Source organism: Mycobacterium sp. NGS58, assembly GCF_059812385.1.
Window position 1 is genome coordinate 12,902 of sequence record NZ_JCALCO010000010.1, and the last position, 13,746, is coordinate 26,647.

Here is a 13,746-nt window from a genome sequence, read left to right on the forward strand (position 1 = left end):
GCGACCCACGATACCGGCCCGCCGGTTTGCTCAGGCCACCAGCACGTGCCCGTGACCAGCACGCCGCGGGGTTCCAGCACCCACCGCGGATTGGCACCGGCCGGCCAGGGCGCGCCGGTCGGTCCCCGGGAGCTGCAGAGACTCGACATGCACCCGCGCCAGCGTGCGGGGCACCACGAGCAGCCGGCGGATCGAGCTCAGCAGGGTCTCGTCGCCGACGAAGGCCGGCACCGTCGAGGGGCTGCCGTCGACGTGGTGGTAGGTCAGCCGCAGCGGCTGCACCGGACGGCCGGCGTCGATGGCGGCCTGAAACATCGCCGGATAGAAGGCGCCGCGGTCCCGACCACACCAGGTGGTGCCCTCCGGGAACGCCACCACCGTCTGTCCGGCGCGCAGCCTGCGGGCGACGGCGTCCACGACACCGGGCAGGCGGCGCAGACTGGACCGCTCGATCGGGATGATCTTCAGGAAGCGGGCCACGATCCCGGTCGCCGGGCCGGTGAACATGTCGGCGCGCGCGACGAACGAGCCGGGCAGCACCGATCCGATGGCGAAGACGTCGACCCAGGACATGTGCGGGCTCACCACCAGCACCCCGCTCAGGTTACGAATCGGGTTGCCCGTCACGGTGATTCGGACGCCCAGGCAGCGCAGCACCAACCTGCAATAGATGCGCTGCACGCGGGTGCGGCCCGGCAGCGGCACCGCCAGCAGCGGCAGCCCCGGCGCCAACAGCAGCGCCAGGAACAGGCGAAGGGTCATTCGGAGCGCCCTGCGCAGCGGCCGCGACGCCACCACGTCGCCCGCACGCACACAGCTTGCATCGCACGATGCGCGCGGAAGCCAGGAGTGCCCGGTGCCCGCGGGGGCGTTCATCGCCGTCCGCCCGCCGATCGCATCTCGGCGGCGGCGGACACCGATCGGAGTCGCCTGAGATATCGGGTGTCGGCGTGCGCCTTGCCCAGCAGGGCGCAGAAATCACCGACGCCGAAGTCCGGATCGTGCGCGGGTTCGCCGCACACCTGGGCGCCCAGCCGCAGGTAACCGCGCAGCAGCGCCGGAACCGAGGGCCGCGCGGGCGGCGGTATGTCGTCGAGTGGGGTCCCGTCCACCACCACCGGCCGGTGCGGGTGGACGCGGTATTCCGGCGGTGCCCCGTGCCGGCTGAGGATGAAGTCGCGGACACCACGCAGTTGACTGCCCGGAACGCCGGACTCGCCGCCGATGGGCACCGACACGCACCCGGTCACGTAGTCGTAGCCGTAGCGGTCCAGGTAGGCCAGAATGCCCGCCCACATCAGCAGCACGACGCCGCCGTTGCGATGCCCGTCGCGCACCACGGCGCGTCCCATCTCCACCAGCGACGGCCGCAGTGGGTCGAGCGCGCGGATGTCGAACTCGGTGGCGGTGTAGAGCCCGCCGGCGGCGATGGCCCCCGCCGGCGCCAGCATGCGGTAACAACCGACCAGCTCGCCGGTGTCGTCGTCGCGCACCAGCAGGTGGTCACAGAACTCGTCGAACCTGTCGACGTCCCGGCCACCCTGGTCGGCGGCCGGCAGAGCGAAGCCCGGCGTGCTGGTGAACACGTCGTACCGGAGTCGCTGCGCCGCCTCGATCATGCCTGGGTCGGTGGACAGCAACAGGGAGTAGCGGGGTGCGGCCGACGAGCTGGTGGTCGCACCGGTGGGCTTGTCGCTGGGTATGAGGACTGAAGCAATGCTCATGAACCCCAACGTGGCGTAGTCGATGAGCTAGTCGGCATCGCCGTTGTGACGTGTCGGTGCACGTCAGATGACGAACTGTGCGCGGGGTGGCCACGCCGATCCCGCGGTGCGACGCAGCTCACACAAGGCACACAACGGCGGGTGAACGCTGCGTTGCCGATTGCCGCGGTTGAGCTCGCACCGCGTGGGGTAGGACGTGCATGGTGACTCTCGTAACCCCGGACGCGCCATGAGCGGGGACACCCGCCGCTGGTGCTTCGCCGATCAACTGGGCCCGCACTTCTTGGATGACCCCGGCCAGCCTGTGCTGCTCGTCGAGTCCCGCGCGGCCTTCGAGCGCCGCCGATTCCACCGCCGCAAGGCCCACCTCGTGCTGTCAGCGCTGCGCCACCGCGCGGCCGAACTGGGCGACCAGGCACAGTTCCTGCAAACCCGTACCTACGGCGAAGCCCTGGAACGGGTGCAGGAACGGATCAGCGTCTGTCAGCCCACCACCTGGGCGGCGGACCGATTCGTGCGGTCGAAGCCGGCGATCGACGTGTTGCCCGCCCGCGGGTTCTGCACCGGCCGCGCGGAGTTCGATGAGTGGGCCAAGCGGCAGCGCACGCTGCTGTTGGAGAACTTCTACCGCGACGCGCGCCGCCGGTTCGACCTGTTGATGGACGGGGACCGGCCCGCGGGCGGTCGGTGGAACCTCGACGCCTACAACCGCGAGCCGGCGCCCAAGGACGCCAACACTCTGGACGTGCCCCCACCGTGGCGACCCGACGAGGACGACATCGACGAGCAGGTGCGCGCCGACCTGGACCGCTGGGAACGCGACGGCGCGGTCGCCTTCGTCGGCCGCGACGGGCCGCGCGAATTCCCCGTCACCGCAACCGAAGCGCAGTCCGCCCTGCAGGTGTTTATGCGGGATCGGTTGCCACACTTCGGTCCTCACGAGGACGCGATGCTCAGCGGCGACCGGTTCATGGCGCACAGCCTGTTGTCGGCGCCGATGAACCTCGGCCTGCTGGACCCGTTGGATTGCGCGTACGCGGCCGAAGACGCCTACCGGGCGGGCGGCGCCCCGCTGAACAGCGTCGAGGGTTACATCCGCCAGCTGATCGGGTGGCGTGACTACATTTGGCACGTCTATTGGCATTTCGGACCCGACTATCGGCACCGCAACGCGCTCGAGGCGCGCGCGGGGCTGCCGGACTGGTTCGCGGACCTCGACGCCGACGCGGTCGAGGCGCGCTGCCTCAAAGACGTGCTGGCGCAGGTGCGCGACCACGGCTGGGCGCACCACATCCCGCGGCTGATGGTGTTGTCCAACTACGCGCTGCAGCGCGGCTGGAGCCCCGCCGCGGTGACCGACTGGTTCCACCGGTGCTTCGTCGACGGTTACGAATGGGTGATGGTCGCCAATGTCGTGGGCATGTCGCAGCACGCGGACGGCGGGCTGATGGCGACGAAGCCCTACGCCGCGGGGGGTGCCTACATCAACCGCATGAGCGACTATTGCGGGCAATGCTCGTATCGGCCCACCGAGCGAGTCGGTGAGCGCGCCTGCCCCTTCACGGGCGGCTACTGGTCGTTCTTGCACCGCAACAAGAAGTCTTTGGAGGGCAACCGGCGGATGATCCAACCGTTGGCGGGTCTACAGCGGCTCACCGATCTCGACGACGTGGTCGAACAACAGCGCCGGCTCGGGCAGGCCGCGCCGTGATGTTGACCGCCGACAAATACGTCGCGGCGCCGCCGTCGGCGGTGTGGGAGTTGCTGGTCGACCTGGACGCGTGGCCGCTGTGGGGCCCGACGATTCGGGGGGCCCGGCTGGACCGGCCGCACACCGAGCTGGCCCTGCACGCCACCGGCACCGTGCAGACCTCCCTGCTCGTCGCGGTTCCGTTCGAGGTCACCGAGTTCGAGCCGGGCCGCCATTGGGCGTGGAAGGTCGCCGGTGTGCCCGCGACCCGGCACCGGGTGGACCCGGTGGGCGACGGCGCGCGGGTGAGCATTTCGGTGCCGTGGTGGTCCGCGCCCTACCTGACGGTGTGCTCCGTCGCCGTGCGCCGCATCGACGCGATGCTGACCGGCGCCTAGCGCGCGCCGCTGGCCGGGCCCGAGAACCGTTGTGCGACTTCGTAATCCACGGTCACTGCCGATCGGAGTTCGGTTGACGGTGCGGGCACGGCGCCGGTGTGGCGGGTCCGAACGCAAAAGCCCCCGGCGCCGAGGTGCCGGGGGCCGTGCGGCCGAGAGACTCAGCCCTTGCGCGTCTTGATCGCCTCCGTCAGCTGCGGAGCGACCTTGAACAGGTCGCCCACCACGCCGTAGTCGGCGATCTCGAAGATGGGCGCCTCTTCGTCCTTGTTGACCGCGATGATCGTCTTGGACGTCTGCATGCCCGCGCGGTGCTGGATGGCACCCGAGATGCCCAGCGCGATGTAGAGCTGCGGCGAGACGGTCTTACCGGTCTGGCCCACCTGGAACTGGCCGGGGTAGTAGCCGGAGTCCACGGCGGCGCGCGACGCACCGACTGCCGCACCCAGCGAGTCGGCCAGCTCCTCGACGACGCTGAAGTTCTCCGCGCTGCCGACACCGCGACCACCGGAGACGACGATGGTGGCCTCGGTCAGTTCCGGACGGTCACCGGCGACCGCGGGCTCGCGGGCGGTGATCTTGGTGGCGTTCTCGGCCTGTGCCGGGACCTCGACCTTGACCTCTTCGCCGGCACCGGCCTGCGGTTCGGCGTCGACCGCGCCGGCGCGCACGGTGATCACCGGGGTGTCACCGTTGGCCTGCGCCTCTACGGTGAACGCGCCACCGAAGATGGAGTAGGTCGCCTTGTTGCCTTCCTTGACCTCGACCACGTCGACCAGCAGGCCGGATCCGATCCGGGCCGCGAGCCGGCCGGCGATCTCCTTGCCGTCGGCGTTGGCCGACAGGATCACCGCGGCGGGCGAGTTGGACTCGGCGCGCGAGGCCAGCACGTCGACCACCGGGGTGATCAGGTACTTGTCGACGTCGTCCGACTCGGCGATGTAGATCTTCGCGGCGCCGGCCTCCTTAAGCCCGTCGACCAAGGGCGCGGCGGTCCCGGGAGCACCGACCACGACGGCGGCGGGCTCGCCCAGCGCGCGGGCGGCGGTGATCAGTTCGGAGGTGACCTTCTTCAGCGCACCTTCTGCGTGCTCAACGAGCACCAGTACTTCAGCCATGGGTTATTTCGCTCTTCTCGTCTTGGGGGAATCGGGTCAGATGATCTTCTGGGCAACCAGGTACTTGGCGACGTCGTTACCGCCCTCGCCCTCGTCGGTGACCTTCTCGCCCGCGGTCTTCGGCGGCTTCGGCGTCGACGACAGCACGGTCGATCCGGCGTTTTCCAGCCCGACCTCGTCGCTCTCGACCCCGATCTCGGCGAGGGTCAGCACCGTGACCTCTTTTTTCTTGGCGGCCATGATGCCCTTGAAGGAGGGGAAGCGCGGCTCGTTGATCTTCTCGGTGACACTGACCACCGCGGGCAGCGTGGCCTCGAGCGTGAACACGCCCTCGTCGGTCTCCCGCTCGCCGGTGACCTTGTCGCCCTCGATCGAGAGCTTGCGCACGTGAGTGAGCTGCGGCAGGCCGAGGTACTCGGCGATGACGGCCGGTACCGCGCCGCCGGTACCGTCGGTGGCCTCGTTGCCGGCGATGACCAGCTCGGTGCCCTCGATGGTGCCCAGCGCACGCGCCAGGGCCCATCCGGTCTGGACAACGTCCGAGCCGTGCAGGCCGTCGTCCTTGAGATGGACGGCCTTGTCGGCGCCCATCGACAGCGCCTTGCGGATGGCCTCGGTGGCGCGCTCGGGACCCGCGGTCAGCACGGTCACCGAGCCTTCGCCGCCCTCGCGCTCACGGATCTGCAGCGCCTCTTCCACCGCGCGCTCGTTGATCTCGTCCAGCACCGCGTCGGCCGCCTCACGGTCCAACGTGTAATCGCCGTCAGAAAGCTTGCGCTCCGACCAGGTGTCTGGGACCTGCTTGATCAGGACCACGATGTTCGTCATGAGTGTGGTTCGTCCTCCTAGAAGGGGGCCCGCAGCAATCGACTGCGAAACCTCGGTACGCGTTTTCGCAACGCACGGCCGTGTTACTACCCGGTAACTTTGTGCGGTATGCATTCACACCATAGCTGGTCGTAGTGCACGTTCTCGCAGCCCGTCCGCGGCTTCAGGAGCCGGGGCTCACTTCCCCGGTTCGCGAATCCGACACTTCGCGTTAGCCTGCCTATGCAATGAGCGCACCGGTCCCTGACGCCCCGCAGCACACCCCTGGCGACACCGCCTCGGCGGGTGACGCCGTGATGATGCTGACGGGCGAGCGCACCATCCCGGGTTTGGACATCGAGAACTACTGGTTTCGCCGCCACGAGGTGGTCTACCAGCGGCTTGCCGAACGCTGCGTGGACGCCGACGTGCTCGAGGCCGGCTGCGGCGAGGGCTATGGCGCCGACCTGATCGCCGCCGTCGCCCGCCGCGTCATCGCGGTGGATTACGACGAGGCCGCCGTCGCCCACGTCCGCAGCCGCTACCCGCGGGTGGACGTGATGCAGGCGAACCTCGCGCGGCTGCCGCTGCCCGATGCGTCGGTGGACATTGTGGTCAACTTCCAGGTGATCGAACACCTGTGGGACCAAACACAGTTCGTCATCGAGTGCGCCCGTGTGCTGCGGCCGTCGGGGCTGTTGATGATGTCGACCCCCAACCGGATCACCTTCTCCCCGGGCCGCGACACCCCGATCAACCCTTTTCACACCCGCGAACTCAACGCCGCCGAAGTGACCCAGCTGCTCATCGACGGCGGCTTCGCAGACGTGTCGATCAGCGGCCTGTTCCACGGCCCGAGGCTTCGCGAAATGGATGCCCGGCACGGCGGCTCGATCATCGACGCGCAGATCGAGCGCGCAATGGCCGCTGACCCTGGGGCGCCGTGGCCGCCCGAGCTGGCGGCCGACGTCGCCGCCGTCACCATCGAGGACTTCGAGCTGGTCGAGGCCGACGCGGGGGCGCGCACCGGCCACCACATCGACGACAGCCTCGACCTGATCGCGATCGCGGTAGCGCCGTGAGCACGCCGCAGAACCGGGTTCCGGGCCTCTTCACCCTGGTTTTGCACACCCACCTGCCCTGGCTCGCCCACCACGGCCGCTGGCCGGTCGGCGAGGAATGGCTGTATCAATCCTGGGCGGCGGCCTATCTGCCGCTGATGCGCGTACTGAACACGCTGGCCGCCGAAGAACGGCGGGGCGTGCTCACGCTGGGCGTCACGCCGGTAGTCAACGCTCAGCTCGACGACCCGTACTGCTTGGACGGCATGCATCACTGGCTGGCCAACTGGCGGCTGCGTGGGCTGGAGGCCACCAGCGTGCGGTCCGCTCCCCGCTCGAAGTCGGTGGGCTACCAGTCCTGCACACCGGAAGCATTGCGCGCCTTAGGGATTCGCGAATCCGCGGAGGCGCAGCGGGCGCTGGACGACTTCGCGACGCTGTGGCGGCACGGGGGCAGCCCGCTGCTGCGCAGCCTGCTCGACGCCGGCGCGGTGGAGCTGCTCGGCGGCCCGCTGGCCCATCCGTTCCAACCGCTGCTGGCGCCGCGGCTGCGCGAGTTCGCGCTGCGCGAGGGTCTGGCCGACGCGCAAGCGCGCCTCGGGGCGCGAAAGGGGCGAGGCCCGAGCGGGATCTGGGCGCCCGAATGCGCCTACGCGCCCGGCATGGAGCACGACTACTCTGCCGCGGGCGTCACCCATTTCATGGTCGACGGCCCGTCGCTGCACGGCGACACGGCGCTCGGCCGGCCCGTCGGCGACACCGATGTGGTCGCGTTCGGGCGTGACCTGCAGGTCAGCTACCGGGTGTGGTCACCGAAATCCGGGTACCCCGGGCACGCCGCGTATCGCGACTTCCACACCTATGACCACCTCACCGGCCTCAAGCCGGCCAGGGTGACCGGCCGCAACGTGGCCTCTCAGGACAAGGCTCCCTACGACCCCGAGCGCGCCGACCACGCGGTCGACCTTCACGTCGCCGACTTCGTCGAGGTGGTCCGCAACCGCCTGCTCTCGGAGTCCGACCGCATCGGGCGACCGGCCCACGTGGTCGCCGCCTTCGACACCGAACTGTTCGGCCACTGGTGGTACGAGGGCCCGACGTGGCTGGAGCGGGTGCTGCGGGCCCTGCCGGAGGCCGGCGTCCGGGTGGGCACGCTGAACGACGCCATCGCCGACGGTTTCGTCGGGAACCCGGTCGACCTGCCGCCCAGCTCGTGGGGGTCGGGCAAGGACTGGCAGGTGTGGGCCGGCGATCAGGTCGCCGATCTGGTCGCCCTGAACAGCGAAGTCGTCGACATGGCGCTGAGCACCGTCGACAAGGCGCTGTCCCAGACGGCGTCGCTGGACGGGCCCACCCCCCGCGACCACGTCGCCGATCAGATCCTGCGCGAAACGTTGCTGACCGTCTCCAGCGACTGGCCCTTCATGGTCAGCAAGGATTCGGCCACGGACTACGCCCGCTACCGCGCGCACCTGCATGCGCACGCCACCCGCGAGATCGCCGACGCGCTGGCATCAGGGCGGCGCGAGACCGCGCAGCGGCTGGCCGAGGGATGGAACCGCGCCGACGGCCTGTTCGGCGCCCTCGATGCCCGCAGGTTGCCCCGATGAGGCGGGCGGCGGCGTGAAAATCCTGATGGTGTCGTGGGAATACCCGCCGGTGGTGATCGGCGGGCTCGGCAGGCACGTGCATCATCTGTCGACCGCGCTGGCCGACGCGGGTCACGACGTCGTCGTGCTATCGCGGCGTCCGACCGGGACCGATCCCCGCAGCCATCCGTCGTCCGACGACATCAGCGAGGGCGTCCGGGTGATCGCGGCAGCCCAGGACCCGCACGAGTTCACCTTCGGCACCGACATGATGGCGTGGACGCTCGCGATGGGTCACTCCATGATCCGCGCCGGTCTGCCCCTGACGAAGCCGGGCACCAACCGCGCCTGGCGGCCCGACGTCGTGCACGCCCACGACTGGCTGGTGGCCCACCCGGCGATTGCGCTCGCCCAATTCTATGACGCGCCAATAGTTTCCACGATCCACGCCACCGAAGCCGGCCGGCATTCCGGCTGGATCAGCGGTGCGATCAGCCGTCAGGTGCACGCGGTCGAATCGTGGCTGGTGCGCGAATCCGACTCGCTGATCACGTGTTCGGCGTCGATGGCCGACGAAATCACCGAGCTGTTCGGTCCCGGCCTGGCCGAGATCACGGTGATCTGCAACGGCATCGAGACGGCGCGATGGCCGTTTGCGGAGCGCCGGCCGCGCACCGGGCCGGCGGAGCTGCTCTACCTGGGCCGGCTCGAATACGAGAAGGGCGTGCACGACGTCATCGCCGCGCTGCCCCGGATCAGGCGCAGCCACCCCGGCACCACGCTGACCATCGCCGGTGAAGGCACTCAGCAGGGCTGGCTCATCGAGCAGGCCCGTAAACACCGGGTGCTCAAGGCCATTCGCTTCGCCGGGCACCTCGAACACGCGGAGCTGCTTGCCGTGCTGCATCGCGCCGACGCCGCGGTGCTGCCCAGTCACTACGAGCCGTTCGGGATCGTGGCGCTGGAAGCCGCCGCGGCGGGCACTCCCCTGGTGACCTCGGACATCGGCGGCCTGGGCGAGGCGGTGATCAACGGTCAGACCGGTGTGTCGTGCCCGCCGCGCAACGTGGCCCGGCTGGCCGCGGCGGTGCGCACCGTGCTCGACGACCCGCAGGCCGCGCAGCGGCGCGCGCACGCCGCCCGCGAACGACTCACGTCGGATTTCGCTTGGCGCACGGTGGCCGAGCGGACCGCGCAGGTGTATCTGGCGGCCAAGAGAGGGGTGCGCCAGCAGCACGCCCGGCTGCCCATCGTCGAGCACGCCTTACCGAACCGGTAGCGGCTAACGTTTCAGGCATGGGGCTGGACTATTCGAGCGTCGTGGACGCTCCCATCACCGACGTTTTCGATTGGCATGCCAGGCCGGGGGCCTTCGCCCGGCTTTCGCCGCCGTGGCAGCCGATGCGGCTGGTCACCGAGGCGGCCTCGCTCGAGGACGGGCGGGCCACCCTGGCACTGCCCGCTGGTCTGCGCTGGGTGGCCGTTCACCAGCCCGACGGTTATGACCCGCCACGGCGTTTCGTCGACACGATCGGCGGCGACGGCCTGGCCGCGCTCCCGGCGCGAATCGCGGTGCGCTGGCGGCACACCCACGAATTCGAAGATGTCGGAGACAACCGCACCAGGGTGATCGACAAGGTCGACACTCCGGTGCCGGGCACGCTGCTGCGGCCCATGTTCGACTACCGGCACCGGCAGCTGGCCGACGACTTGGCCGCCCACCGGCTGGCCGCCGAGAACGGGCTGCGGCCTCTGACGATCGCCGTGACCGGATCGTCGGGGCTGGTCGGTTCGGCATTGACCGCGTTCCTGCGCACCGGGGGGCATCGCGTGATCCAGCTGGTCCGCCACCCCGCCCGCGGCGACGATGAGCGACGGTGGAACCCCGACGATCCCGAGCCGGGAGTGTTCGACGGGATCGACGCGGTGATCCATCTCGCGGGCGCCTCGATCGCCGGCCGATTCACCGATCAGCACCGGCAGGCCATCCGGGACAGCAGGATCGGGCCGACTCGGCGGCTGGCCGAACTGCTGGCCCGCAGCCAACCCCGGCCCGGCGTGCTGATCTCGGCATCGGCGATCGGGTACTACGGATACGACCGGGGCGATGAAACCCTCACCGAAGACAGCGATCGCGGCGACGGATTTCTGGCCGACGTGGTGGCCGACTGGGAGGAGGCGACCACGCCGGCCCAGCAGGCTGGGGTGCGGGTCGTACACGTGCGGACCGGCATCGTGCAGTCGCCCGCCGGCGGCACATTGAAGCTGATGCGTCCGCTGTTCAGCGCCGGGCTGGGTGGCCGCCTTGGCAACGGCCGGCAATGGCTGTCCTGGATCGGGATCGACGATCTGGTGGTCGTCTACCACCGTGCCCTGTGGGACGGTGCGCTGTCCGGTCCGGTGAATGCCGTTGCACCGCAACCGGTTCGCAACACCGAGTACACCGCCACGTTGGCCGCGGTGTTACACCGGCCGGCGGTGTTGCCGGTGCCGTCGCTGGGTCCGCGGCTGCTACTGGGCGGACAGGGCGCCCGCGAGCTGGCGTGCGCAAGCCAGCGGGTGGCGCCGGCCAAGCTCGCCGCCGCCGGGCATCGATTCCGCCAACCGCAATTGGATCAGGCGCTGCGTCACCTGTTGGGGCGCACGGGTTGACGATCCGTTTCAGGGCACCCGCCGCGTGGTGAGCGGCCCGTCGGTGACGTCACGGGTGATCGCCTCGACGAACGACCGGGAATGCAGCACCGGGCTCGGCGTCCCCGAGTCGTGAACAAATCCGTCGATGAGGTCGCCCAGCGCCGCGACCGATTCCCACCGCGGCGACCACCCGAGCACGTCGCGCGCACGGTGAGTGTCGAGCAGCGGCAACGAAAACGCCATATCGAGCCAGCCCCGGTCGATGGGCTGCAGCCTCGCCCGCCACGAAGCCTCCACTACCAGCCCGAGCACGGCCGAGGGCACATGAATCGGGTGTGCCCGCAACGCTTTTGCGATGTTGTCGCGGGATACCGGTGGTTCGGCGGCGAGGTTGAACGGGCCCAGCGCGCAACGTTCGATCGCTTTCACGCAGGCGTCGGCGACATCGTCGGCGTGCGCGATGGACACACACAGCGACCGGTCCAGCGGGAGTATGGGCAGCCGGCGCAGCCAGCGCGGATCCAGGTACGCGGGCAGGGTGTAGCGCCGCAGCCCCGGTGCGGCGTCGCGCTGCATGACGAAACCGGGCCGCATCCGCGTGATGCCGACGCCATCGGGATTGCGGCGCTCGTAGTCGTCGAGCATGTGTTCCACCGTGGATTTCGCCCTGCTGTAGGCCGATGATCTGATGCCCGCGGTCGACCATGACTCGTCGACCTGCTCCCCGTACCGCCCGGCGGCGTAGGTGCCCACCGACGACATGTGCAACAGCTGAGGCACTTTGGCGTTGTGCGTCGCGCTCAACACCGCCGCGCTGCCATTTACGGCGACCGCATCGAGGTATCGCCGGTTACGGGTGGGTTGGAACCCCCACGCCAGATGGATCACACACTGCGCGCCGCGAAAAACGTTGAGCAGCTGGATTTCCACCCCCGGATCGGCGAGGTCCAGCTCATGCCATTGGACGGATCGATACACGCCGTTCGGCGGCGGCCGCCTGCGGGTGACACCGACAATCTCGTAATCGGTACCGTCTTCGGCGAGCCGGCGCAGCAGCGCGGTGCCGATGTTGCCACTGGCCCCGGTGATGACGATCCGCTTGGACACGGCTACCTCCTTGGAATGCGCGGCTATTCTTCGGCGTCTCTGCCGTCGCGGCTGTGCTGATAGGCGCGGGCGCGCAGGTCTGCTAGCCAACGCGGGTGCAGGCTCAAGCCGGGCGGCGTGTTGAGGACGGGGTCGAACGATACGTCCCGGTCACCTCCGGGATCGATGGCACCGGTCAGGGTGATGCGGGCCAAGGGCCTGAAATCTGCTCTGCCGCAGGCTTGGTCGAGTGTCACCTCGATGTTGCTGCGCTCGAGCTTGGACCTGACGCTGTCCAGGGACAACCCCGTGCCGCCGATCTCGCTGGAGGTGCGGGCCCGGAGCCACCAGTTGTTGTCCCGATAGCGCAACGGCATCAGCGTCGTCAGGGTCTGACCGTTCCAGGACGTGGCCGGCCGTAGCGCCAGGGCGCGCGACAGCACCCCGGACCCCGACGAGACGAGCAGGATGTCCCACGGCTTGTCGGCCGGCTGCGGCGAGGGCAGCCGTAAGGCCAACCCGATGAAGTCGGGCAGCGCCCCGGGCGTACCGCCCGCCTTCGACACGCGCGCAACAAGTTCCGACGACGCGATCGGCAAGCCGTGGCTCGCAGGGGCAATGCGCTCGATGAAGCCCTCGGCGAGCACCCCGATCGGATGGAAGAATCGCTTGCCCCGGATCGCGGACCCCCACTGGAAGGGCAACGCGACAACATCGAAAACGTTCACCGGCGGCGGATTCCCATTCTGTGGCGGGGGAAACAAGGGCCGTTCAACACCGCCGCACCCGCGTGCGGACGTGAAAACTACGACGACGGGGAAGGGGTCGTGTGCCGGTTGATCATTCGCAGCTCCGGGGGATGGTGCTGCGGGCTGTAGGTGTGGCTGTCGATGTAGACCTGTGCCATGACCGCCTGCCACGACTCGATCTGGGGTGAGGACTTCCAGGTGCCCTCGACCAATCCCACGATCAGTGCATCGTGTTCGTCGGTCAGGGTGTAGACCGGACCGCCGAAGTCGCGGCTGTCGGGGGCCATGTCGGTGATGGCGAAGCGCCCGTTATTCACCGAGCTGACCGAACCGCATCGCTGACCGGTGGCGCTGCTCAGCTGGCATACGGGCATCCCGGGCTGCGCGCGCATGCCCGGCGCGGATCCCAAGTGGCGCCCCGTCGGCAGCACATCGGTGGCGGCCACCTCCGGCGCGATCGCAATGACTTCGTATTCCACGGGCAGAGTGTCGGCGCTGGAGTCCGCGTCGACTTGGCGGCGGCCCAGGACGACGTTGCCAATCGGCTTGCGTTGTCGATCGGTCACCACCGACTGCCCGCCGTCGCATTGGCCGCTGGTCATGGCGACTCGTAACCGCGGCTCCACCAGTGCCACCATGCAGATCGTGCCGCCTTGGCGAATCTCCATTCCGGGAAAAACGCTGCTGCCGGGGTCGGCCGCTGCCTGACCGGGTGCGGCAAGAACCATTGTCGTGAGTGCGGATGCGACCGCCAGCCGGCGTAGTCGGCGGCCGAGCTCTTCCATTGGGGCGCATCACCCCTCGCGTCCGGGGTCCTTCGCAGTTACTACTTGACACGCGTATACCCGCAGCCTGACCGGCGAAACCGCCGTCCGTCCGGCCGGTAGGCG

General features: G+C 69.4%; 13 protein-coding genes. 6 read left to right on the forward strand and 7 right to left on the reverse strand.

Annotated elements, in window-relative coordinates:
* Positions 1 to 30: 30 nt before the first annotated feature.
* Both AC5Y4H_RS11685 and AC5Y4H_RS11690 read right to left on the reverse strand, forming a co-directional pair.
* The gene (locus tag AC5Y4H_RS11685; protein WP_499981659.1) at positions 31 to 876 is read right to left on the reverse strand and encodes a lysophospholipid acyltransferase family protein; all 846 of its coding nucleotides are present in this window, start codon (positions 874 to 876) and stop codon (positions 31 to 33) included.
* A complete protein-coding gene (locus tag AC5Y4H_RS11690) occupies positions 873 to 1,724 on the reverse strand; it encodes a GNAT family N-acetyltransferase (RefSeq protein WP_499981661.1) in 852 nt (283 codons plus the stop codon). The genes AC5Y4H_RS11685 and AC5Y4H_RS11690 overlap by 4 nt, the downstream gene beginning before the upstream one ends.
* A 229-nt stretch (positions 1,725 to 1,953) precedes the next feature.
* Between AC5Y4H_RS11690 and AC5Y4H_RS11695 the strand changes: the two genes are divergently transcribed.
* Both AC5Y4H_RS11695 and AC5Y4H_RS11700 read left to right on the forward strand, forming a co-directional pair.
* Positions 1,954 to 3,435, forward strand: coding sequence for a cryptochrome/photolyase family protein (locus AC5Y4H_RS11695; RefSeq protein WP_499981663.1), 1,482 nt, complete (start codon positions 1,954 to 1,956; stop codon positions 3,433 to 3,435).
* Positions 3,435 to 3,812, forward strand: coding sequence for an SRPBCC family protein (locus AC5Y4H_RS11700; RefSeq protein WP_499982019.1), 378 nt, complete (start codon positions 3,435 to 3,437; stop codon positions 3,810 to 3,812). The genes AC5Y4H_RS11695 and AC5Y4H_RS11700 overlap by 1 nt, the downstream gene beginning before the upstream one ends.
* A 161-nt stretch (positions 3,813 to 3,973) precedes the next feature.
* Here AC5Y4H_RS11700 and AC5Y4H_RS11705 read toward each other — a convergent pair whose 3' ends face one another.
* Together AC5Y4H_RS11705 and AC5Y4H_RS11710 are read right to left on the reverse strand one after the other, a co-directional pair.
* Positions 3,974 to 4,930, reverse strand: a complete 957-nt coding sequence (locus tag AC5Y4H_RS11705) for an electron transfer flavoprotein subunit alpha/FixB family protein (RefSeq protein WP_499981665.1) — start codon at positions 4,928 to 4,930, stop codon at positions 3,974 to 3,976.
* Positions 4,931 to 4,966: 36 nt separating this feature from the next.
* Complete coding sequence (locus AC5Y4H_RS11710) at positions 4,967 to 5,758, reverse strand: electron transfer flavoprotein subunit beta/FixA family protein (protein ID WP_067356298.1); 792 nt, start codon at positions 5,756 to 5,758, stop codon at positions 4,967 to 4,969.
* Positions 5,759 to 5,985: 227 nt separating this feature from the next.
* On the opposite strand from AC5Y4H_RS11710, the gene AC5Y4H_RS11715 reads away from it, so the two are divergent.
* From AC5Y4H_RS11715 to AC5Y4H_RS11730, 4 genes are read left to right on the forward strand one after another with little or no spacing between them, the layout of a single operon-like run.
* Complete coding sequence (locus AC5Y4H_RS11715; RefSeq protein ID WP_499981668.1) at positions 5,986 to 6,819, forward strand: class I SAM-dependent methyltransferase; 834 nt, start codon at positions 5,986 to 5,988, stop codon at positions 6,817 to 6,819.
* Entirely contained in the window at positions 6,816 to 8,408 is a 1,593-nt protein-coding gene (locus AC5Y4H_RS11720; RefSeq protein ID WP_499981672.1) for a 1,4-alpha-glucan branching protein domain-containing protein, read from the forward strand. Before AC5Y4H_RS11715 ends, AC5Y4H_RS11720 begins: the two co-directional genes overlap by 4 nt.
* A gap of 13 nt (positions 8,409 to 8,421) precedes the next feature.
* Positions 8,422 to 9,666 (forward strand): glycosyltransferase family 4 protein, encoded by a 1,245-nt coding sequence (locus tag AC5Y4H_RS11725; protein ID WP_499982023.1) that lies wholly within the window; start codon positions 8,422 to 8,424, stop codon positions 9,664 to 9,666.
* A 17-nt stretch (positions 9,667 to 9,683) separates the two neighbouring features.
* A complete protein-coding gene (locus tag AC5Y4H_RS11730) occupies positions 9,684 to 11,039 on the forward strand; it encodes a TIGR01777 family oxidoreductase (RefSeq protein ID WP_499981675.1) in 1,356 nt (451 codons plus the stop codon).
* A gap of 9 nt (positions 11,040 to 11,048) precedes the next feature.
* Here the strand turns inward: AC5Y4H_RS11730 and AC5Y4H_RS11735 are convergent, their stop codons facing one another.
* From AC5Y4H_RS11735 to AC5Y4H_RS11745, 3 genes are all read right to left on the reverse strand, one after another.
* Positions 11,049 to 12,128: an NAD-dependent epimerase/dehydratase family protein gene (locus tag AC5Y4H_RS11735; RefSeq protein WP_499981677.1), complete on the reverse strand. Its 1,080-nt coding sequence runs from the start codon at positions 12,126 to 12,128 to the stop codon at positions 11,049 to 11,051.
* Between the two features lie 23 nt (positions 12,129 to 12,151).
* Positions 12,152 to 12,835: a phosphodiesterase gene (locus tag AC5Y4H_RS11740; RefSeq protein WP_499981680.1), complete on the reverse strand. Its 684-nt coding sequence runs from the start codon at positions 12,833 to 12,835 to the stop codon at positions 12,152 to 12,154.
* Between the two features lie 77 nt (positions 12,836 to 12,912).
* A complete protein-coding gene (locus tag AC5Y4H_RS11745; protein WP_499981682.1) occupies positions 12,913 to 13,641 on the reverse strand; it encodes an Rv1815 family serine proteinase in 729 nt (242 codons plus the stop codon).
* Positions 13,642 to 13,746: the final 105 nt, after the last annotated feature.

Excerpts from the sequence above, each read along its gene's own strand:
- AC5Y4H_RS11685 (WP_499981659.1), bottom strand. The coding sequence starts at position 876 with ATGAACGCCCCCGCGGGCACCGGGCACTCCTGGCTTCCGCGCGCATCG.
- AC5Y4H_RS11690 (WP_499981661.1), bottom strand. The coding sequence starts at position 1,724 with ATGAGCATTGCTTCAGTCCTCATACCCAGCGACAAGCCCACCGGTGCG.
- AC5Y4H_RS11695 (WP_499981663.1), top strand. The coding sequence starts at position 1,954 with ATGAGCGGGGACACCCGCCGCTGGTGCTTCGCCGATCAACTGGGCCCG.
- AC5Y4H_RS11700 (WP_499982019.1), top strand. The coding sequence starts at position 3,435 with ATGTTGACCGCCGACAAATACGTCGCGGCGCCGCCGTCGGCGGTGTGG.
- AC5Y4H_RS11705 (WP_499981665.1), bottom strand. The coding sequence starts at position 4,930 with ATGGCTGAAGTACTGGTGCTCGTTGAGCACGCAGAAGGTGCGCTGAAG.
- AC5Y4H_RS11710 (WP_067356298.1), bottom strand. The coding sequence starts at position 5,758 with ATGACGAACATCGTGGTCCTGATCAAGCAGGTCCCAGACACCTGGTCG.
- AC5Y4H_RS11715 (WP_499981668.1), top strand. The coding sequence starts at position 5,986 with ATGAGCGCACCGGTCCCTGACGCCCCGCAGCACACCCCTGGCGACACC.
- AC5Y4H_RS11730 (WP_499981675.1), top strand. The coding sequence starts at position 9,684 with ATGGGGCTGGACTATTCGAGCGTCGTGGACGCTCCCATCACCGACGTT.
- AC5Y4H_RS11745 (WP_499981682.1), bottom strand. The coding sequence starts at position 13,641 with ATGGAAGAGCTCGGCCGCCGACTACGCCGGCTGGCGGTCGCATCCGCA.